Source organism: Variovorax nitratireducens, assembly GCF_051216545.1.
Taxonomy (GTDB): domain Bacteria; phylum Pseudomonadota; class Gammaproteobacteria; order Burkholderiales; family Burkholderiaceae_C; genus Variovorax.
The window spans coordinates 15490-35239 of the sequence record NZ_JBPJZO010000001.1 but is presented as its reverse complement, the minus strand read 5'-3'; the positions used below and the strand labels follow the sequence as shown (position 1 = coordinate 35239).

Sequence of the window (19750 nt, the reverse complement as noted above, 5' to 3'; positions counted from 1 at the left end):
CCTCGCTTAGTATCCCTGCGATGTTGTTCCCCAGCCTGCGCCCGCTCTCTATCCTGACACTGTCGGTGGCCTTGCTGGCCGCCGGGTGCGCCTGGTTGCCACCCGCAGCCGATGCGCCGGTGGCGAAGCGCGTCGCTGCATTGCTGCCCGCAGACGCGATGCTTCTGGGCGAGCAACACGATGCCGACGAGCATCACCGCATCGAACGCGAGGCGGTGGAAGCGCTGGTCGCCAACGGCCAACTCGCCGCGCTGGCGCTCGAGATGGCCGAGGAAGGCCAGAGCACTGCGCGCCTGCCTGCCACGGCCACGGAAGCGCAGGTGCGCGCCGCCCTCGAATGGCAGGACAAGGCCTGGCCCTGGGAAGACTACGGCCCGGCCGTGATGGCTGCGGTACGGGCCGGCGTGCCGGTGATCGGGGCCAACATGCCGCGCGCCCGCATGAAGGACGCGATGGCCGACGTGTCGCTCGATGCGCAACTGAGCGACGCGGCCCGCGTGCTGCAGCAGGAGGCAGTGCGCAGCGGCCACTGCAACCTGCTGCCGGCCGCGCAGATCGTGCCGATGACGCGCATCCAGATCGGGCGCGACCGCGCGATGGCGCAGACGATCGTCAAGGCGCGCCAGCCCGGCAAGACGGTGCTGCTGATCTCCGGCAGCGCCCACGCGCTGCGCACGCTCGGCGTGCCGCAGCATTTGCCCACCGACATCAAGGTGGTGTCGGTCAGGCTGCTCGCATCGGCTTCGGCGCCGGCCGGGGCCGATACGGAGTTCGACCGCACCTGGCAGACCGCGCCGCTGCCCGAGAAAGACTACTGCGCCACCCTCAAGCGTGCTTCCTGATGCTGTCGGCGAGCGTGTTGACCAGCGTGTCGATGTGCGACTTCTCGACGATGAATGGCGGTGCGATCACCAGCACCTCGCCCGCCGGCCGCACCAGCGAACCCTTGTGGTAGCAGTCCAGGAAGATGTCGTAGGCCCGCTTGCCCGGTGAGCCCGCGATCGGCGCGAGTTCCACCGCGGCGGCCAGGCCCAGGCTGCGGATGCCGATCACGTTCGGCAGCCCCTTGAAGGCGCTGTGGAACGCGTCGCCGAGCATAGGGCCCATTTCGCCGGCACGCGCGAACAGGTTCTCCCGCTGCAGCAGGTCGAGAGTGGCGATGGCCGCGGCACAGGCCACCGGATGGCCCGAATAGGTGTAGCCGTGAAAGAACTCGACCACGTGCTCGGGTGCGTCGGTCTTCATCATCGCGTCGTACAGCTTGTCGCGGCAGATCACGCCGCCCATCGGAATCACGCCGTTGGTCACGCACTTGGCGAAGTTCAGCATGTCGGGCACCACGCCGTAGTAGTCCGAGGCAAAGTTGGTGCCCATGCGGCCGAAGCCGGTGATGACCTCGTCGAAGATCAGCAGGATGCCGTGCTTGTCGCAGATTTCGCGGAGGCGCTTCAGGTACCCCTTGGGCGGCAGGTACCAGCCGGCCGAACCGGCCACCGGCTCGACGATGATCGCGGCCACGTTGCTCGGGTCGTGCAGCGGCAGGATGCGCTGTTCGAGCTCCAGCAGCGGATCCTCGGCCCAGGCCGGTTCCTCGTTGTGGATGTAGGCATGGTTCACCGGGTCGTGGATGAAGCGCATGTGATCCACCCGCGGCAGGAACGCCGTGCCGAACACCTTGCGGTTGCCCGGAATGCCTCCGACCGACATGCCGCCGAAGCCGACGCCGTGGTATCCCTTCTCGCGCCCGATGAAAACGTTGCGGTGGCCTTCGCCGCGCGCGCGATGGTAGGCCAGCGCCACCTTCATCGAGGTGTCGGCCGCTTCGCTGCCCGAGTTGCAGAACAGCACCTTGTTCAGGTCGCCGGGCGCCAGCGCCGCGATCATCTCGGCCGCCTTGAACGCGCGATCGTTGCTGACCTGGAAGGCGGTGGCGTAGTCGAGCGTGTCGAGCTGCTGCTTGATCGCCTCGTTGATGGGCTTCCTGTTGTGGCCCGCGCCCACGCACCAGAGCGACGAGATGCCGTCGATCACCTTCTTGCCGTCGTGCGTGGTGAACTCCATGCCGTCGGCCGCCACGAAGACGCGCGGATCCTTCTTGAAATGGCGGTTGGGGGTGAAGGGCAACCACTGGTTGTCCATGTTGAAATCGTTGAAGGCCATGGGTCGCTCCTGGCGCAGCGCGCTGGGGGAAAAGGGCATTCTGGCACCGGCCATGCGCCCCTGCCGCGGCTGCGACAATGCTCGCCCTTATGAGCACTGCGTACATCCTCACCCTCTCCTGCCCCGATCGCACCGGCATCGTGCACGCCGTCTCCGGCTTCCTGCTCGAGCGTGGCGGCAACATCGAAGAGGCGGCCCAATACAACGACCACGACACCGGCCTGTTCTTCATGCGCGTGCGCTTCGCCTGCGCCGCGCTCGACGAGGCCGCGCTCCGCTCGCAGATCGCGCTGCTGGCCGAGGGCTTCGGCATGCACTGGCAACTGCACGCTGCCGCCGTGCCGATGAAGACGGTGATCCTGGTCAGCAAGGACGGCCACTGCCTGAACGACCTGCTGTTCCGCTGGAAGAGCGGGCACTTGGCGATCGACGTGCGCGCCATCGTCTCGAACCACCGCGACTTCTACCAGCTCGCGGCCAGCTACAACGTGCCGTTCCACCACATCCCGGTGACGGCCGCGACCAAGGCACAGGGCGAGGCCAGGCAGTTGGAGATCATCGAGGCCGAGGGCGCCGAACTCGTGGTGCTGGCGCGCTACATGCAGATCCTCAGCAACGACCTGTGCCAGAAGCTGGCCGGCCGCGCGATCAACATCCACCATTCGTTCCTGCCGAGCTTCAAGGGCGCCAAGCCCTACTACCAGGCGCACGACCGCGGCGTGAAGCTGATCGGCGCCACCGCACACTACGTGACGGCCGACCTCGACGAAGGCCCGATCATCGAACAGGACGTGGCGCGCGCCGACCACACCGACACGGTGGACGACCTCACTGCGCGCGGCCGCGACACCGAGAGCCAGGTGCTGGCGCGCGCCGTGAAGTGGCACAGCGAACACCGCGTGCTGCTGAACGGGCACCGCACCGTGGTGTTCCGCTGAAGGACGCGCGCGATGCAGGGCTGGCGCTCGGCCTGCAGGTGGTGCTGGCGGCGCTGCTGATGCCGCTGGTGTTTCGCCTGCGCTAGCCGGCCGACGCGCTTCGCTCGGCCCCGGTGGCGGGCACGGTCGGCGACCCGATCAACCGCGTCACGCGGTCCAGCATCGAGAACAGCACGTCGATGCCATAGCCCGTGACGAAGGCGGCCGCAAAGGGCAGCGACAGGCTGCTGGCGCCCTGCAGCGACGCACTGCCGTTGGCCGACGAGAACCACCCGATCACGATGCCAGCCACGCCGCCCAGCGTGACGCGCATGAACATCGGAAACCATTCGACGGCCGGCGTGCGCACGCTGGCAACGTGCCGCATCATGAAGACGGTGGCGCCGAGCAGCCCATAGAGAAAGGGCAGGATCCACTGCACCCGGGCCGAGGCATTGAACTTGATCTGCGGCGCCATCGTCAGTTGCTCCTGGATCTGGCCGTCGATGTTCGACGCCAGCTGGTCGCGGCCGACGACATTGATCAGGAAGCAGAAGTCCGCCACATCGTCCTTCACTGCGGTCTGCAGCCAGGGCGGCAGCTGCGTGATGCTCTTGGGCGGCTTGACGTCGCCGTCATCGCCGCCCAGGCACAGCTCCGGATCGGGGCTTGGCGCGAGCGTCGGCGCGCCTTTGTCTGTTGCGGTGAAGGTGGCGATCCAGTCCTGCCACGCCTTGTGCAGGCCGATCACGGGATTGAGCGTCATGTCGGCCGCGGCGCGGCTTTGCCCGTAGGAATTGACGATCCGCCCATAGATGAAGGCGAGCTCGACCACCTTCTCCCGATACTGCTCCTGGAGGGCGGTGCGCTCGGTGAGCTGCTTGTCCTGGGCCATGCGGCGCAGCGCCGACAGCTTCTGGCGAGCATTCAGGCGCTGCACCTGTTCGATGTTGGCCAGTGCATCCTGCTCGCTCTGCAGCGCCAGCATGTAGACCACCAGAAAGCCCAGCACGACCAACGCGAACGACGCAAGCCAGAACTGCGCCACGCGGCCCCGCTGCTGGTTTTCCGGCAGGAAAGGGTCGCGCCTGAACTTGAGGTCTGCCACGGTCATGGGCGCGATCCGCTGCGCACCGAGGCTGAGTGCGGCCAGCACCGGCTTGGCATCCCTTCTTTGCGGGTCGAGCAGCGCCTGGTCGGCGCGGTCGGAAGCCGTCAGCAGATCCTCGGTCATCAGCCCCGCTTTGGCGGCGTAGGCACAGACCAGGCGCAGGTCGGACACCAGCGCTTCGAAATCCACGATCGGTTGTGCGTTCGCCGTCTGCTCCATTGCGAACTCCGCTCAGCCGAGCGTGCCTGCCGCGCGACCGTAGGGAGTGGGGCAACTGCACGCGCCGCCCGGCTGGCCGGGGGGCTGGGCCCAGCACCAAAGGCGGGGCGTAAAGCAGATGGTGCCGGGCGCATGCTTCGGCACCTGCGCGGATGCGGCCAGTGCCAGCAAGCTGAGCGCTGCCGCCACGAGCGGTCGGAACAACGGGGTGGCGTCCATCGGATGGCCCTCCAGATACCGCGTCGGCCGGAGGCCGTGGCGGGTTTGCGCCAGTATGGCGAGTTGCCCGGCGTTGCGCATCCTCCTTCGGGGGTAATGCCGGCATGGCCTCCGCCATACCTCCCTGTCTCCCAAAAAAAAGCCCGCCATGGCTGGCGGGCGACTGTTCACGGTGATGGCTGCCGGTCAGTTGCGGTTCGGGTTGTCCGGCCGACGGTCGTCGCGGTTGCGAACGCCGTCGCCATCGCGGTCACGGTCGGCACGGTTCGGCACGCCATCGCGATCCCGATCCCATTGGCCGCGGCGCATCTCCCAACGGCCGTCCCTCTCACGCCATTCGGGCTGGCGGTACTGATAGCCGGGCCGGGCGCGAACTTGATAGCCGCGAACCCACACATACCGGGTGCCGCGCCATTCCCAGTGTCCCGGCACCCACGCCTGGCCGCGGTGCAGCCTTGGCACACGTTCGGCGCGCGGCGGGGGCGGTGCGACCTGAACCGTAACGCGCGGCTGGGCTTGCGCCACCGTCGGCACGGTGAAGGCGCCCAGCGACAACACGGTGGCGGCGCCGGCGGCAAGAATGAGTTTTTTCATGGGGACTCCTCATGAGTTGCAGGAGCCTTCATAGTGGGGAGGCCGTGTAAAGCCTCTGTCAGCGGGACTCGGCAGCTTGTGTAAAGCCTGATCGCCAACCGTAACTCGGCCAGCCGCCGTTCCCGGCCCTATTCAAGCAACTGCTGCAGGTCGATCGCCGACGCCATGGCCGCGTAGCCGGCATCGCCCGGATGCAGATGGTCGCCGCTGTCGTAGAGCGGATTCAGCGCTTGCGGGTCGCGCGGATCGCGCATCACCGCATCGAAGTCGACCACGCCGACCTGCTGCCGGCCGCGGATCCACCGGTTCACGGCCTGCCGCCGCGCTTCGTTGTCCGCGCTCCAGTAGCCGCTGCCTTTGATCGGCATCAGGGTGCCGAGCAAGACTTTCACGCCCTTGGCGCGCGCCTGATCGATCAACCGCTGCAGCCCTGCCGTGATTTGCTCCGCGCTGACCGGGCCGCCCACTGGCACCGGGCTTCCGGCCGGCCCATTGAGCGCGCCGAAGCCGATGTCGTTGATGCCGATCAGGATGATCGCGTGCGTCACGCCGCTTTGCCCCAGCACATCGCGCTCGAACCGGTCGATGCCCTTGGGTCCGATCCAGTCGCTGAGCAGGCGGTTGCCCGAGATGCCTGCATTGAGCACCGCCACTGTCGCGCTGCCCTTCGCCGGCTCGCGCAGGCGCTCGGCCAACCGATCCGGGTAGCGCGTGCGCACCGGCGCAAATGCGTTGACGCCCTCGGTGATCGAATCGCCAAAAGCTACCACCACGCGCGCCTGCGCAGCGCCCGCCACATCCAGCCCGGTGACGATGTGGTTCCAATCGGGCTGCACCGCGCCTTCGAGCTTCGCACTGGCCACCGAATTGCCGGGCACGGCCCAGCTCGCGCTCAGCGGCAGATGGTGAGCCGTCCCGAACGGCGTCGCCTCGTCCAGGTAGAAACTGACCGCCACGGCCTGCCCTGCGCGGACCGCGACGGGTGCCGCATCGCTCCAGGCTTCGGTGCCCGGTGCAATGGTGATCGCCCGCCGCCCGCCGAAATACAGCGGCCGCAGCGTGGCCGGCGACACCGCTGGCCCGCCGGTGCCGATCGCGGCGCTCGCTTCGGCCACACGCAGTGGCACCGTGCCGAACAGGTTGGAGAAACGCACGCGCACCCGGTCTCCACCCACTGTGGGAAACACCCGCTGGCGCAAGGTCGTCTGCGCGGGGAACATCGCAGGCGGCGGCGCGGCGCCCGCAGCGGACGCGGCCGGAAAGTGCTGCAGCGGCGCGGCGGCCCAACTCGCGATCCAGCGCGGCGGCACCGGGTCGGCCCGAGCCACGCACGCGGCGGCCCACAGCAGCAGCACGCAGACGAGCAGTGAAGTTCGTTTCATGCAAGCAAAGCCGCGCAGTCTAAAGGCGTCCTGTCCCTCGCGGCGCGCGAGGCGCCCGGGACGTGTTACCAGGTGTCGACGTAGGCGACTGCGGGCTCAGGCGGGCGCGCCGCCGAGGCCAGTCCGCGCACCAGCCAGGCCCGCGTGTCGGCCGGGTCGATCACGGCGTCGATCTCGAGCGTCTGCGCCATGTTGATGGCCTCGCCGTTCGCGTACTGCTGCGCCACGAGCTGCTTGAAGAGCGCGTCGCGCGCGGCGCCCTCTGCCGCGGCCTCCAGTTCCTTGCGGTAGCCGAGCCGCACCGCGCCTTCGAGCCCCATCGCACCGAACTCGCCAGTCGGCCAGGCCACGGTGAACACCGGCGCATCGAAGCCGCCGGCCGCCATCGCCTGCGCACCGAGCCCGTAGCCCTTGCGCAGCACCACGCAGAAGTACGGCACGCGCAGGTGCGCAGCCACCATGAACATGCGGCACACGTGGCGCACCTGCGCCTGCGCCTCGATCTCAGGGCCGACCATGAAGCCGGGCGTATCGCACAGCGCGACGATCGGCAACCCGTGCGCATTGCACAGCTGCATGAAGCGCGCGGCCTTGTCGGCGGCGGCCACGTCGATCGCGCCGCCGAGGTGCTGCGGGTTGTTGGCGAGCAGCCCGACCGGCTTGCCCTCGATGCGCGCCAGCGCGGTGAGGATGCCGGCGCCGAAACCTGCGCGCAGTTCGAGCAGCGAGCCGCTGTCGGCCAGGCCGCGCATCGCGGCGCGCACGTCGTACACGCGCAGCCGGTTTTCGGGCACCGCATGGCGCAGCGCACGCGGGTCGGCGCAGTGCCAGTCCTGCGTCGCGCCCTGAAAGTACGAGAGGTACTGCTTCGCCGCGGCGACCGCCTCGGCCTCGTCCTGCACCAGGATGTCGATCACGCCGTTTTTCGACTGCACGCCGCTCGGGCCGATCTGCTCCGGCGCAAAGGTGCCGAGGCCGCCGCCTTCGATCATGGCCGGCCCGCTCATGCCGATGTTGCTGCCGCGCGTGGCAATAATCACGTCGCTGCAGCCCAGCAGCGCCGCGTTGCCCGCGAAGCAGCGGCCATGCACGATGCCGACCACCGGCACCTTGCCCGACAGCGCCGCGAACTGGCTGAAGGTGTGGTTGTTGAGGCCGGCCACGATTGGCATATCGGTGTCGCCCGGACGGCCGCCGCCGCCCTCGGCGAACAGCACCACCGGCAGCTTGAGCTGGTGCGCAATGCCGAGCATGCGGTCGGTCTTGTGGTGGTTGCGCATGCCCTGCGTTCCGGCCAGCACCGTGTAGTCGTAGGCCAGCACGGCGCAGCGCGACTTCTCGGGGCCGAACACTCTGGCGTTGATGCTGCCGATGCCGGTGACCATGCCGTCGGCCGGCGTGTTGGCGATCAGGTCGTCCAGCTTGCGCCGCCGTGTCTGCGCCGCGATGGCGAGCGCGCCGTACTCACTGAAGTTGCCGGGGTCGGTATCGAGGTCGCACAGGTCGGCGATGTTGGCGCGCGCGGTGCGGCCGCCCTGCTGTGCGCGTTTGGCCACGGCCGCAGTGCGGTTGGCATCGAGCGTGGGTGCGTGGCGGTCGATGACCTTCTGCAGATCGGGGCGGATCGCATCGAGGTCGTGCGCGGCCTGCACCTCGGCCTCGACCGCATGCGCATCGACCGCTTCGAGCCGCACCAACGGCTGCCCTTCGACCAGGTAGTCGCCCGGCGCCGCGAGCAGTGCCACCACGCGGCCGGCCAGCGGCGCATTGAGCAGATGCTCCATCTTCATGGCATCGAGCACGCCGAGCTGCGCGCCGGCTGGCAGCACGTCGCCGACTGCGACTTCGAACTGCACGAGCCGGGCGGCCATCGGCGCCCGAACCGTCAGGTCGTCGTCCTCCTCGGGCGCATACGCAGGCGCGAACGCGGCGGGCGTGGCCGTCTTCCTGGCCGGTTGTTCGAGCCGGGCCGCCGCGGCCAGTAGTTCACCAAGGTGGGCTTCGACGAAACGCGTGTGCACCGCCTGCGTCGCAAACTCGGGCCGCGCGGCAATGGCGCGCAGCAGCGCGAGGTTGGTCGCAATGCCTTCGATGCGGCACTCCTCGAGCGCGCGCAGCGAGCGGCGCAGCGCGTCGGCGAAGCGTGGCGACGACGACTGCACGATCAGCTTGGCCAGCAGCGTGTCGTAGTGCGGCGAGGGCGCAAGGCCCGCGTAGCCGTGGCTGTCGACGCGCACGCCGGGCCCTTCGGCCAGATCGAAGCGCGATAGCGTGCCGCTCGCAGGCCGCGCCTGGCCTGCTGCGTCGAGCGTCTCGGCATTGATGCGCCACTGGATCGCAAAGCCGCGTTGCGGCGCCGTGTGCGCTTCATCGACGTCGAGCTCACGCAAGGGCTGGCCGCCTGCCACGGCGATCTGCAACTGCACCAGGTCGAGCCCGGTCACGGCCTCGGTCACGGTGTGCTCGACCTGCAGGCGCGGATTGGCTTCGATGAACACGAAGGGCAGCGTCGTCGAGCTTTCATCGACCAGAAACTCAAAGGTGCCGAGGCTGCAGTAGCCGACCGCCTTCGCCATGCGCAATGCCGCGTCGGTGATCTGCGCACGGAGCGACTCCGGCAGCGACGGGCTTGGCGCAATTTCGACCAATTTCTGAAAGCGCCGCTGCAAGGTGCACTCGCGCTCGCCCAGACTCGCGACGGCCACGCCATCGCCGATCACCTGCACTTCGATGTGCCGCGCGTCAAGCATCAGGCGCTCGACATAGACGCCGTCGACACCGAAAGCCGCCTTGGCTTCCGACACGCATCGCGCGTGCGCTTCGGCCAGGTCTTCGGCATGCAACACCGCGCGCATGCCGCGGCCGCCACCGCCACCGATGGCCTTGACCATCACGCCCGCCTGCGCGCCGTCGGCGGTCTGCGCGGCGAAAAATGTCCGGGCCTGCGCCAGCGTGACCGCGCCGGCACTGCCGGGCATTACCGGAACGCCGCACTGTTCGGCCAGCGCGCGGGCGCGCGCCTTGTCGCCAAACAGCGCGAGCTGGTCGGGCGTAGGGCCGATGAACACCAGGCCGGCATCGGCGCAGGCCTGCGCGAAGTCGGCGCGTTCGCTGAGGAAGCCGTAGCCGGGGTGCACCGCGTCGCAGCCCTCGGCGCGCGCCACGGCAAGCAACGCTGCGATGTCGAGGTAGGCCGAGGGGCCGGTGGCATCGAGCGCGACGGCCCGGTCGGCCAGTTGCACATGCAGCGCCTGCGCATCGTCCCTGGCGAAAACGCCAACGCTGGCAATGCCCAGATCACGTAGCGCGCGCACCAGCCGCACCGCGATCTCGCCGCGGTTGGCAATCAAGATTTTTTGGAACATAGGCGTGGCTACGGGAGGCTGCGCAAAGCGGGTAAACGTGGGAGAGAGTTCAGTTCATTTGAGAAGGCGGCGCAGCACCTTGCCGGCGCCTGTCGTCGGCAATGCATCGATGAAGGCCACCGAGCCGTTTACACCCATCAACATGCCGGCGATGTGGTACGGCGTGATGGAGAGCAGCACATCGTTGGCGGCAGCAGATCGGCGTAGTGCACCATGAACACATGCTTAAGTTGGCTCTGCGGCCGCACCTGCAGGGGTTGTTGCGGACGAACTTCTTTTGTCTCCATGGCGTCACTCTCTCAGGGTTAGCGATAGCCGCTTTCGCCAGATCGTGCCCGAACAATCCTACCGATGGGTAGAACTTTGGAGACACCGCACAAACCCGGACTTCCCCATGGCACGGGACGTCAACGCGCGGCCACCGCCAGCACCGAAGTGCAGCGCGAGCGCATCCTGCAGGCCGCGGCCGAGCTGTTCGCGCGCCAGGGCTATGCCAACACCACGATGGCGCAGATCGTCGGCGCCCTGGGCGTGACCAAGCCCTTCATCTACTACTACTTCCGCGACAAGCAGGAGATTTTCGAGGTGCTCTCGTGGCGGCCCGCGGTCGCCTGCTTCACCGTGCTCGACCTGCCCGCGGACGATGCACGCCCAGCCTGCGCCAAGGTGCTCGAAGCCCTGGAGCGGCTGATCCGCGCGACGCTGGCGCACTACCCCTGCGGCTTCTTTCCGTACCGCGAGCCGCAGGTCTACCGGCCCGAATACACGGCTGCGCTGAAGAAGCTGGCCAACCACTTCTACGACCGGCTGTGCCCACTGCTCGAACAGGCGCGCCGCGATGGCGACCTCGACTTTGCCGAAACCAAGATCACCGCGCTCGCCGCCTGCAGCCTGCCCGGATTTCTCTACACCTGGTACCGGCCCGACGGTCGCCTGCCGGCAGACGCACTGGTGGCCGAGCTCAGCGCTCTATCGGCGCGCGTGCTCGGCCTGAAGATCAAACCCACTGGAAACACCCCATGAAGCTCGCCCTTTCGCTGCGCCCGGTGGCGCTCGCATCCCTCCTGCTGGCCACCGGCACCGCGCTGGCACAGCCGGCCACCTAAAAGATCGCCTACATCGCTTCGAAAGCGTTGAGCCGAGCCGATGCTTCTTGCGGTTGTTGCACAGGCGGATTCAGGTTTCGGCAAAGATGTGCGCGGGAACGTGGCAGAGTTCACGCGACCGGCGAACAAGAAGGATGATTCAACCCATGCCCACCACCACCCTCGAACTGATCGGCGCCCCCACCGACATCGGCGCCAGCGTGCGCGGCGCCGGCATGGGGCCCGACGCGCTGCGCGTTGCCGACCTGCCCGGCATGCTCGCGCGGCTCGGCTTCGCGGTGCGCGACAGCGGCAACCTGGCCGGGCCGGCGACGCCCTGGGCCGCGCCGCAAGCCGGCCTGCGGCATGTGGACGAAGTGGTGGCCTGGAACCGCGCGGTCTACCAGGCCGTCGACAGTGCGCTCGGCGCCGGCCATCTGCCGGTGCTGCTGGGCGGCGACCACTGCCTGGCGATCGGGTCGATCAGTGCCATTGCCTGGCATGTGCGCCAGCGCGGGCAGAAGCTGCGCGTGCTCTGGCTCGATGCGCACACCGACGTCAACACCGACACCACCAGCCCGAGCGGCAACATCCACGGCATGCCGGTCGCCTGCCTGCTGGGCCACGGCCCGGCCGCGCTGACCGGCTGGAGCGGCGAGCAGGCCGCGGTCGACCCCGATGCGATCCGCTTCCTGGGCATCCGCAGTGTCGATGCCGAGGAAAAAAAGGCCATCCGCGCGCACGGGCTGCAGGTGTTCGACATGCGCCACATCGACGAGCACGGCATGCGCACCACGATGACCGAGGCGCTGCAGGACGTGGACGACAACACCCACCTGCATGTGAGCTTCGACCTCGACTGCCTGGACCCCGACTACGCGCCCGGCGTCGGCACCGGCGTGCGGGGCGGCCCGACCTGGCGCGAGATGCAGCTGTGCATGGAAATGATCGCTGACACCGGCCGGCTGGGCTCGCTCGACGTGGTGGAGCTCAACCCCGCGCTGGACGTGCGCAACCGCACTGCCGAGGTGGCGGTGGAGCTGATCGAGAGCCTGTTCGGCAAGTCCACGCTGGTGCGCTGACAAGGCAAAGGCCGGACTCCTACGTCGGCTTGTGAACTCCGCGACATGCAGGCCGCCGCGGCATGCCCTACAGTGGGCCGGCCTTTCGCATTCGACCATGCAAGCCGTTCCCCCAACCGATTCATCCCAGAACCCGCCCCCGCGAGCCCTGCGCGTGCTGGTGGTCGAGGACGACCCCCAAACGCTGATGCTGACGGTCGAAATGGTGCAGTTGCTCGGCCACTGGGCCACCGGCGTGAAGAGTGCCGAGGTCGCCAAGGACCGCTTCGTGGAGGGTGCGTTCGATGTGCTGCTCACCGACATTGGCCTGCCCGCGCTGTCAGGCTACGACCTGGCGGACAGCCTGCTCGAGCACCGCCAGCTGCGGGTGATCTTTGCGACCGGCCAGGCCCGGCCCGCCCGGCCGGTGGCCGGCACGCTGTGGCTGCAAAAGCCGTTCGGGATGAAGGAGCTCGAAGAGGCGCTGGCAACGGCCGCCGACGGCCTCAGCCCCGGTTCGGAGAAGAAGGCACTGGAAAAGTCGTCGCCGGAGCAACCGGGCTGACCGGGGGATCCTCTGCCGCCGGCGCCTCGTCCGGCGGCGCCAGGAAGCGGTCGAGCAGCGCGAAGAAGCGGTCGTAGAAGCGCTCGTCCGTCAGCGTTTCGCTCGCCACCTTGACCAGCGCGTCGTCGCTGGCCGAGAACGGCACAGAGAGCGATCCGAACGCACCGACACCGACGCTGGCCGAGTTGTTGGTTTTCTTCAGGCTGTAGCGATCCTGCAGCGCGCTGACGAAAGCGATGGTGGTGCCAGGCTTCTTCCTGCCCGCGCCGGCCTCCTTGGCGCAGACCACGCGGAACTCGACTTCCACATGCACCTCATTGGCCGGCTGGAAGCTCTTGCGCCCGGCAACGAGGTCGGGGTTGGCCGCCGTGATCAGATAACCCTGGCTCAGCAACGCGCGGCGCGCAGCCTCGCAGGTCTGGGCCTCGGTGGCCTTGTAGGTGCGGGTGTGGGTGGTGGTGGAGTCGAACTCCTCGGGCTCGTACGAGATGCGGCGCGCGGGCGAGGTCGAGCCGCATCCGGCCAGCAACAGCGCCGCCAGCAGAAGCAGCACTGAGCGTGGCAACACGGTCGATGGGAAAGGCAAGGCAGGCAGAGGCATGGGAGGACGGATGCTACCCGGCACGGCGCCGGCCCCGCTTCGAGCAAGCATTTGACGTGCGCGTTCCCCGCCGCCTGCCGGAAAGCGGTCAGCGACCGATGTGGACGATGTGATCCGCCCGTGCCCGGGTGGACTCGATCAGCCGTGCGTTTGGATCGTCGGTGGCGGTCAACCAGGCGATTGCGGCCTCGGGGCTGCGGCCGAACTGCTCGTGCCTGCGGGTCAGGCGGTCGCGCCGCAGGGTGTCGTCGACCTCGACATACCAGACCTCGTCGAGCAGCGCCGCCGCAGCCGGCCACAACAGGAGGTAGTTGCCTTCGGTGATGACCAGTTGCGTTTGCGGCAGTACCGCGATGGCGCCGGCGACCGGCTCCTCGATCTCGCGGCGGAACTCGGGGGCGTATACAGTTTCGCCGTGGCCCTGCAGGCGCAGGCGCTGCAGCAACGCCGCATAGCCCGCGCTGTCGAAGGTGTCGGGCGCCCCCTTGCGCCCGGCCCGGCCGAGCCGTTGCAGCTCGACATTGGCGAGATGAAAACCGTCCATCGGCACGATCTGCGCCCGGTCGGCGCCCACGGCATGAAGCAGCGCCAGCGCGAGCGTGGACTTGCCCGCGCCCGGCGCACCGACCAGCCCCAGCAGCTTGCGCTGCCCGCTGGCGAGGAGCGCCTGCAGGCGGGCCAGGCTGTCGGCGGGAAGAGCAGGAAGGTCGCTTGGCGAAAGAGCAGCTGTCATGCCCCCAAGGGTATCAAAGGCCTATGCCAGAAACACCACGGATCCGGCTTTGCCGGGCCGTAGGTGTTGCCCCCTCGAGGGGGAGGCGGCTACACGAAGTGAGCCGCTTCGGGGGTGGGTCAAGGATACAGGCCGCGCTCTTGCCGCGCCATCAGGATGCGTTCGCAAGCCACCGCATAGGTGGCCGTGCGCAGCGTGATCTTGTGCTTGTCGGCCGTGTCCCAGATGTGGTTGAGCGCGTTCATCATGATGCGGTCGAGCCGCACGTTGATCTCGTCCTCGTCCCAGAAGAAGGACGAGAAGTCCTGCACCCATTCGAAGTAGCTCACCGTCACGCCGCCGGCGTTGCAAATCACGTCGGGCACCACCAGCACGCCGCGCTCGGCCAGGATGTCGTCGGCCTCCGGCACGGTCGGGCCGTTGGCGCCTTCGAGCACGAGCTTGGCGCTGGTCTTCTTGGCGCGCGCGGCGGTGATCTGGCCTTCGAGCGCGGCCGGAATCAGGATGTCGCAGGCGACGTCCCAGAACTGCTCGTTCGGCACCACGTCGCCGCCCTTGAAGCTGACCGCGCCCGCGACGGTGCGCGAGATCGGGATCAGTTTTTCCAGGTCGAGGCCCTTTTCGTTGACCACGGTGCCGGTGTGATCCTGCACCGCGACGATGATGGCGCCCGCTTCGGCGAACAACTCGGCCGCGACCGAGCCCACGTTGCCGAAGCCCTGCACCGCAATGCGTGCACCGCGCAGATCGAGGCCGAGGCGGCGCGCCGCTTCGCGGCCGGTGACGAACACGCCGCGGCCGGTGGCCTTGACGCGGCCGAGCGAGCCGCCCAGGTGCAGCGGTTTGCCGGTGACGACGCCGGTGGCGGTGCCGCCGACGTTCATCGAATACGTGTCCATCATCCAGGCCATGATCTGGCCGTTGGTGTTGACGTCGGGCGCCGGAATGTCGGTGTGCGGGCCGATGATGATGCCGATCTCGCTGGTGTAGCGGCGCGTGACCTTCTCCAGCTCTTTCAGCGACAGCTTCTTGGGGTCGACGCGGATGCCGCCCTTGGCGCCGCCGTAGGGCAGGTTCACCGCGGCGGTCTTGACCGTCATCCATGCCGACAGGGCCATCACTTCCTCGAGCGTCACGTCGGGGTGGAAGCGCACGCCGCCCTTGCCCGGACCGCGCGACATGTTGTGCTGCACGCGGTAGCCCTCGTAGTGGGCGATGCGGCCGTCGTCCATCTCGATCGGCACGTCGACGATCAGCGCGCGCTTGGGGCGCTTCAGCGTCTCGACCCACTTGGCCAGGCCGCCGAGGTAGGGCACGACGCGGTCGACCTGCTGCAGGTAGGTGCCCCACGGGCTGTTGGGCGTGGGATTGACGAAGGACAGTTTTTCGCTCATGAGGAGGCCTCAGGTAAATGGATGGGCGAAACGATAGCCGTGTCGCGCCCGCGACGCCATGGGCTATGCGCGTTGCGTTGGCCGTTATGCGCTTGCGGCAAGCAGCGCGGCATTGCCGCCCGCCGCCGTCGTATTGATGGTCAGTGTCTGCTCCGCGCAAAAGCGGTAGAGGTAATGCGGGCCGCCCGCCTTCGGGCCGGTGCCGCTCAGCCCCTCGCCACCGAACGGCTGAACCCCGACCACCGCGCCGATGATGTTGCGGTTCACGTAGATGTTGCCGACGTGCGCCTGCGCGGCCAGCGCGGCGGCACGCGAGTCGATGCGGGTCTGGATGCCGAGCGTGAGGCCGTAGCCCAGCGTGTTGATGCGCTCGATGACGGCCGATGGCTCGCCCGACCAGCGCACGATCTGCAGCACCGGGCCGAAGATCTCGGCCTTGACGCTGTCGATGGAATCCACCTCGTAGGCTGCGGGCGCGATGAAATTGGCCGCCTCGCGGGTCGGTGCAGCGGGCGCCAGCAGCACTTTCTGTTCGGCACCCAGGCGCTGCGTGGCGCGCGTGATGTTGTCGAAAGCCTCGGCATCGATGACCGGGCCGACGTCGGTGGCGAGCAGCGCCGGGTCGCCGCCGGCCAGTTCGGCGGCCGCGCCACGGATCATCTCGATCACGTGGTCGGCGATGCCCTCGTGCACGCACAGCAGGCGCAGCGCCGAGCAGCGCTGGCCGGCCGAGCGGAACGCGCTCTGCACCACCGCGTCGACCACCTGCTCGGGCAATGCGCTCGAGTCGACCAGCATCGCGTTGATGCCGCCGGTCTCGGCGATCAGCGGGACGATCGCGCCGTCCTTCGCGGCCAGCGCACGGTGAATGATCTTCGCGACCTGGGTCGAGCCGGTGAACACCACGCCCGCCACGCCGGGCGCTGCGACCAGCGCGGCACCCACCGTCTCGCCCGGGCCATGGAGAAGTTGCAGCGCGTCGGCGGGCACGCCCGCGGCATGCAGCAGCCTGACGGCTTCGAGCGCGACGGCCGGTGTCTGCTCGGCCGGCTTGGCCAGCACCGTGTTGCCGGTGGCGAGCGCCGCCGCCACCTGGCCCATGAAGATCGCGAGCGGAAAGTTCCAGGGGCTGATGCAGACCCACGGCCCGCGCGCGGTGAGCCGGAGTTCATTGCTTTCCCCCGTGGGGCCGGGCAGCGCGACCGGCCGCATGATCCGCTCGGCCTCGTCGGCGTAGTAACGCAGAAAGTCGACTGCCTCGCGCACTTCGGCGATGGCGTCGCCCCAGGTCTTGAAGGCCTCCTTGACCAGCAGCGCGCAAAAGCGCGGCAGATCGGCCTGCAGCGCATCGGCGGCCTGGCGCAGCATGGCGGCGCGCGCGCTGACGGGCGTCTTGTGCCACTGCCGGTAACTGGCGGCGCTGGCCTGCACCGCCCTGGCGGCCGAAGCCGCCGTTGCTTCGGGCACGGCTGGCACTGCGGTCGCGGCGCCGGCCGCCAGCAGCGGCTCCCGCATCGATTCGACCGCCAGGTCGAGCCCCGTGCTGTTGCGCCGGGCCGGCGCCGGGCCATAGAGCCATTCGGGCGCAGGCAACGGCGACGCGGCGGTCAGGTGCAGCGGCGAGGCCAGCAACTCGCCGAGCGGCACATCGTCGTCGCCGAGCTGGTTCACGAACGACGAATTGGCCCCGTTTTCCAGCAGGCGACGCACCAGGTAGGCCAGCAGATCCTTGTGCTGGCCAACCGGTGCGTAGACACGCACCGGCGCCGGGGTGGTCTTCATGAGTTCGCGGTAGACGCCCTCGCCCATGCCGTGCAGCCGCTGCAGCTCGAAGGGCGTGTTGCCCGCCATCTGCAGGATCGCCGCGATCGTGCCGGCGTTGTGGGTGGCGAACTGCGGGTAGATCGCATCGGGCACGGCCAGCAGCGCGCGCGCGCAAGCCAGGTAGCTCACGTCGCTGTGGTGCTTGTGCGTGAACACGGGGTAGTGCGGCAGTCCGAGCTCCTGCGCGCGCTTGATTTCGGCATCCCAGTAGGCGCCCTTCACCAGCCGGCACATCAGGCGCAGTCGGTATTTGCGCGCCAGCGCGGTGACGTGCTCGATGAGCTCCAGCGCGCGGGTCTGGTAGGCCTGCAGCGCCAGGCCGAAGCCCTGCCACTGCGGGCGTTCGGCAGCGACGCGGGCGGCCAGCGTCTCGAACACGTCGAGCGAAAGCTCCAGCCGATCCACCTCTTCGGCGTCGATCGTCAGGTTGAGGTTGGCGTCGGCCGCGCGTTCGCAGAGCTGCCAGACGGCCGGCACCAGCTCGCGCAGTACACGCTCGCGCTGCGCGTCTTCGTAGCGCGGGTGCAGCGCGCTGAGCTTGATGGAAATGCCGTCGTTCCGGGCGGGGGCGCCCGCCCTGTCTGCGGAGGCCGCGATCGAATCGATCGCGTCGAGGTAGCTCTGCAGGTAGCGTGCGGCATCGGCCGCGGTGCGCGCGCCCTCGCCCAGCATGTCGTAGCTGAAGCGCAATTGAGGCTGCTTCTTTTGCGCCGAGCGCGCCTCGTGCATCGCTTCGCCGATGGTCTGGCCCAGCACGAACTGGCGACCCAGCAACTGCACCGCGCGCAGCGTGGCCGCGACCACGGTGCGCGCGCCGAGCTTGGCCATGAGGCCCGGCGCTTGCTCGCCATCGGGCAGGAATTTCTTGGACAGCGCGATCGCGGACGACGACAGCCGCGACAAGGCGGAATCGGCGGCGCCATCGAAATCTGCCCGCCCGAGCTGGTCGGCGGTGAGCGCAATCGCGGTTTCGGCATCGGGCACGCGCAGCAGCGCCTCGGCCAGCCGCATCAGCGCCAGGCCCTCGGCGCTTGAAATCGGATATTCGCGCAGCAGGCTTTCCATGGCCCAGAACGGCGGCGGATGGCGCCGCACCTGCTCGACCCAGGGCGCGGCGACTGCGGCGGCCGCGTGCCAGTCGAGTGCACCGGCAAGTGCGGCGAGGCGCCCGGACACGACGTCGGCTTCGGGGCGGTAGGGGTTTGGCAGGCGCACGGCAATTCCTTGGTTGATAACGCTATGTTGTCTGCTGTCATGCCGAATTACTCACCAAAACACCAGCATTCAACCGGATAATCATCCAATGCCCGACCTCGACCGCATCGACCTTCGACTGCTGAAGATCCTCCAGCAGGACGGCCGCATCTCCAACCTCAAGCTGGCGGAAGCCGTTGCCCTTTCGCCGACCGCCGTGCTGGCCCGCGTGCAGCGCCTCACGCGCGACGGCTTCATCTGCGGCTACGAAGCGCAACTCGACCCGCACAAGCTCGGCCGAGGCATGCTGGTGTTCGTCGAGGTGCTGCTGGATCGCACTACGCCCAATGTGTTCGAGCAGTTCAAGGCCGCGGTGCAGGTGCGCGACGAGATCATGGAATGCCACATGGTGGCCGGCGGCTTCGATTACCTGCTCAAGACCCGAATGGCCGACATGGCCGCCTACCGCGACTTCGCCGGCACCGTGCTGTGGCAACTGCCCGGCGTGCGCGAAACGCGCACCTATGCCGTGATGGAAGAGGTCAAGAGCACGACGCGGCTGGCGCTGCCGGCCTGAGCGCCAATCCCGTCAGCTGCGCCCGCCAAAAATCGCCGACCCCACGCGCACCATCGTGCTGCCGGCCGCGATGGCCGCTTCCAGGTCGGCCGACATGCCGAGCGACAGCACATCGAGCGCCATGCCGGCCGCACGGATCTGGTCGAAAACCGCGGTGGCGCGCAGGAACAGGTCGCGTTGCGCTGCGAAATCGGGCGCCGGCTCGGGAATCGCCATCAGCCCGCGGAGTCGCAGCTGTGGCAGCGCCGCCACGGCGCGCGCCAGCGCCAGCGCCTCTTCGGCCGGCACGCCCGACTTGTTGGCGCCGCCGTCCACGTTCACCTGCAGGCACACCTGCAGCGGCGGCAGACCGGCCGGGCGCTGCGCGCTGAGGCGCTCGGCGATCTTCAGGCGGTCGATGCTGTGCACCCAGTCGAACTGCTCGGCCACGGCACGCGTCTTGTTGCTTTGCAGCGGGCCGATGCAATGCCATTCGATGGTTGCGCGCAGATCGGCGAGCGCCTCGATCTTGGCCAGGCCTTCCTGCACGTAGTTTTCGCCGAAGGCGTGCTGTCCGGCCGCGTGGGCTTCGCGCAACGCTTCGGCCGGAAACGTCTTGCTGACTGAAAGCAGGCGCACGCTTGCGGGATCGCGCCCTACAGCCGTGCAGGCGGTCACGATCCTCGCCTGAACTTGCTGGAGCTTGTCGCCAATCATCGTCATAATCGTCAAAACCGTATCAAAACGTGACCGACCATTCTGGCCGGGCG

The 19750-nt window shown here is 68.4% G+C and carries 17 protein-coding genes; 6 read left to right on the top strand and 11 right to left on the bottom strand.

Annotated features, from left to right (window positions below):
• Positions 1-20: 20 nt before the first annotated feature.
• Positions 21-842, top strand: a complete 822-nt coding sequence (locus ACSFA8_RS00185) for a ChaN family lipoprotein (protein ID WP_435477524.1) — start codon at positions 21-23, stop codon at positions 840-842.
• On the opposite strand, the gene aptA is transcribed toward ACSFA8_RS00185, so the two are convergent.
• Positions 826-2160, bottom strand: a complete 1335-nt coding sequence (aptA, locus tag ACSFA8_RS00180) for an omega-aminotransferase AptA (RefSeq protein ID WP_435477523.1) — start codon at positions 2158-2160, stop codon at positions 826-828. The genes ACSFA8_RS00185 and aptA overlap by 17 nt on opposite strands.
• Positions 2161-2249: 89 nt before the next feature.
• On the opposite strand from aptA, the gene purU reads away from it, so the two are divergent.
• A complete protein-coding gene (purU, locus tag ACSFA8_RS00175) occupies positions 2250-3098 on the top strand; it encodes a formyltetrahydrofolate deformylase (protein WP_435477522.1) in 849 nt (282 codons plus the stop codon).
• Between the two features lie 82 nt (positions 3099-3180).
• Here purU and ACSFA8_RS00170 read toward each other — a convergent pair whose 3' ends face one another.
• From ACSFA8_RS00170 to ACSFA8_RS00150, 5 genes are all read right to left on the bottom strand, one after another.
• Entirely contained in the window at positions 3181-4407 is a 1227-nt protein-coding gene (locus tag ACSFA8_RS00170) for a hypothetical protein (protein ID WP_435477521.1), read from the bottom strand.
• A gap of 405 nt (positions 4408-4812) precedes the next feature.
• On the bottom strand, positions 4813-5220 hold the full coding sequence (locus tag ACSFA8_RS00165) for a YXWGXW repeat-containing protein (protein ID WP_435477520.1): 408 nt from the start codon (positions 5218-5220) through the stop codon (positions 4813-4815).
• Positions 5221-5348: 128 nt separating this feature from the next.
• Positions 5349-6602 carry an SGNH/GDSL hydrolase family protein gene (locus tag ACSFA8_RS00160; RefSeq protein ID WP_435477519.1) on the bottom strand — a complete coding sequence of 418 codons (1254 nt, stop codon included), beginning with the start codon at positions 6600-6602 and terminating at the stop codon, positions 5349-5351.
• A 65-nt stretch (positions 6603-6667) separates the two neighbouring features.
• Entirely contained in the window at positions 6668-9967 is a 3300-nt protein-coding gene (locus ACSFA8_RS00155; protein WP_435477518.1) for a carboxyl transferase domain-containing protein, read from the bottom strand.
• Positions 9968-10021: 54 nt separating this feature from the next.
• A complete protein-coding gene (locus ACSFA8_RS00150) occupies positions 10022-10147 on the bottom strand; it encodes a hypothetical protein (protein ID WP_435477517.1) in 126 nt (41 codons plus the stop codon).
• A gap of 171 nt (positions 10148-10318) precedes the next feature.
• Between ACSFA8_RS00150 and ACSFA8_RS00145 the strand changes: the two genes are divergently transcribed.
• The 3 genes from ACSFA8_RS00145 (at position 10319) to ACSFA8_RS00135 (ending at position 12678) form a co-directional block, all read left to right on the top strand.
• Complete coding sequence (locus ACSFA8_RS00145) at positions 10319-10990, top strand: TetR/AcrR family transcriptional regulator (RefSeq protein WP_435477516.1); 672 nt, start codon at positions 10319-10321, stop codon at positions 10988-10990.
• Positions 10991-11219: 229 nt separating this feature from the next.
• Positions 11220-12134: an arginase gene (gene rocF, locus ACSFA8_RS00140; protein WP_435477515.1), complete on the top strand. Its 915-nt coding sequence runs from the start codon at positions 11220-11222 to the stop codon at positions 12132-12134.
• A gap of 97 nt (positions 12135-12231) precedes the next feature.
• The gene (locus ACSFA8_RS00135) at positions 12232-12678 is read left to right on the top strand and encodes a response regulator (protein ID WP_435477514.1); all 447 of its coding nucleotides are present in this window, start codon (positions 12232-12234) and stop codon (positions 12676-12678) included.
• On the opposite strand, the gene ACSFA8_RS00130 is transcribed toward ACSFA8_RS00135, so the two are convergent.
• The 4 genes from ACSFA8_RS00130 to ACSFA8_RS00115 all read right to left on the bottom strand — a co-directional run bounded on the left by ACSFA8_RS00130 (position 12620) and on the right by ACSFA8_RS00115 (position 18445).
• Positions 12620-13279, bottom strand: a complete 660-nt coding sequence (locus ACSFA8_RS00130; protein WP_435477513.1) for a DUF2242 domain-containing protein — start codon at positions 13277-13279, stop codon at positions 12620-12622. The two genes, ACSFA8_RS00135 and ACSFA8_RS00130, sit on opposite strands and share 59 nt — an antisense overlap.
• Before the next feature lie 88 nt (positions 13280-13367).
• The gene (locus tag ACSFA8_RS00125) at positions 13368-14012 is read right to left on the bottom strand and encodes a nucleoside/nucleotide kinase family protein (protein ID WP_435477512.1); all 645 of its coding nucleotides are present in this window, start codon (positions 14010-14012) and stop codon (positions 13368-13370) included.
• A gap of 119 nt (positions 14013-14131) precedes the next feature.
• Positions 14132-15406: a Glu/Leu/Phe/Val family dehydrogenase gene (locus ACSFA8_RS00120; protein ID WP_286541135.1), complete on the bottom strand. Its 1275-nt coding sequence runs from the start codon at positions 15404-15406 to the stop codon at positions 14132-14134.
• A gap of 84 nt (positions 15407-15490) precedes the next feature.
• A complete protein-coding gene (locus tag ACSFA8_RS00115; RefSeq protein ID WP_435477511.1) occupies positions 15491-18445 on the bottom strand; it encodes an L-glutamate gamma-semialdehyde dehydrogenase in 2955 nt (984 codons plus the stop codon).
• A gap of 88 nt (positions 18446-18533) precedes the next feature.
• On the opposite strand from ACSFA8_RS00115, the gene ACSFA8_RS00110 reads away from it, so the two are divergent.
• Positions 18534-19001 (top strand): Lrp/AsnC ligand binding domain-containing protein, encoded by a 468-nt coding sequence (locus tag ACSFA8_RS00110; protein WP_435477510.1) that lies wholly within the window; start codon positions 18534-18536, stop codon positions 18999-19001.
• 12 nt (positions 19002-19013) lie between these two features.
• On the opposite strand, the gene ACSFA8_RS00105 is transcribed toward ACSFA8_RS00110, so the two are convergent.
• On the bottom strand, positions 19014-19703 hold the full coding sequence (locus ACSFA8_RS00105) for a YggS family pyridoxal phosphate-dependent enzyme (protein ID WP_435477509.1): 690 nt from the start codon (positions 19701-19703) through the stop codon (positions 19014-19016).
• Positions 19704-19750 lie beyond the last annotated feature (47 nt).

Coding starts and splice junctions, on each gene's coding strand:
- ACSFA8_RS00110 (WP_435477510.1), top strand. CDS start 18,534: ATGCCCGACCTCGACCGCATCGACCTTCGACTGCTGAAGATCCTCCAG.
- aptA (WP_435477523.1), bottom strand. CDS start 2,160: ATGGCCTTCAACGATTTCAACATGGACAACCAGTGGTTGCCCTTCACC.
- ACSFA8_RS00135 (WP_435477514.1), top strand. CDS start 12,232: ATGCAAGCCGTTCCCCCAACCGATTCATCCCAGAACCCGCCCCCGCGA.
- ACSFA8_RS00145 (WP_435477516.1), top strand. CDS start 10,319: ATGGGTAGAACTTTGGAGACACCGCACAAACCCGGACTTCCCCATGGC.
- ACSFA8_RS00130 (WP_435477513.1), bottom strand. CDS start 13,279: ATGCCTCTGCCTGCCTTGCCTTTCCCATCGACCGTGTTGCCACGCTCA.
- rocF (WP_435477515.1), top strand. CDS start 11,220: ATGCCCACCACCACCCTCGAACTGATCGGCGCCCCCACCGACATCGGC.
- ACSFA8_RS00125 (WP_435477512.1), bottom strand. CDS start 14,012: ATGACAGCTGCTCTTTCGCCAAGCGACCTTCCTGCTCTTCCCGCCGAC.
- ACSFA8_RS00155 (WP_435477518.1), bottom strand. CDS start 9,967: ATGTTCCAAAAAATCTTGATTGCCAACCGCGGCGAGATCGCGGTGCGG.
- ACSFA8_RS00105 (WP_435477509.1), bottom strand. CDS start 19,703: ATGACGATGATTGGCGACAAGCTCCAGCAAGTTCAGGCGAGGATCGTG.
- ACSFA8_RS00160 (WP_435477519.1), bottom strand. CDS start 6,602: ATGAAACGAACTTCACTGCTCGTCTGCGTGCTGCTGCTGTGGGCCGCC.
- ACSFA8_RS00185 (WP_435477524.1), top strand. CDS start 21: ATGTTGTTCCCCAGCCTGCGCCCGCTCTCTATCCTGACACTGTCGGTG.
- purU (WP_435477522.1), top strand. CDS start 2,250: ATGAGCACTGCGTACATCCTCACCCTCTCCTGCCCCGATCGCACCGGC.
- ACSFA8_RS00165 (WP_435477520.1), bottom strand. CDS start 5,220: ATGAAAAAACTCATTCTTGCCGCCGGCGCCGCCACCGTGTTGTCGCTG.
- ACSFA8_RS00120 (WP_286541135.1), bottom strand. CDS start 15,406: ATGAGCGAAAAACTGTCCTTCGTCAATCCCACGCCCAACAGCCCGTGG.
- ACSFA8_RS00170 (WP_435477521.1), bottom strand. CDS start 4,407: ATGGAGCAGACGGCGAACGCACAACCGATCGTGGATTTCGAAGCGCTG.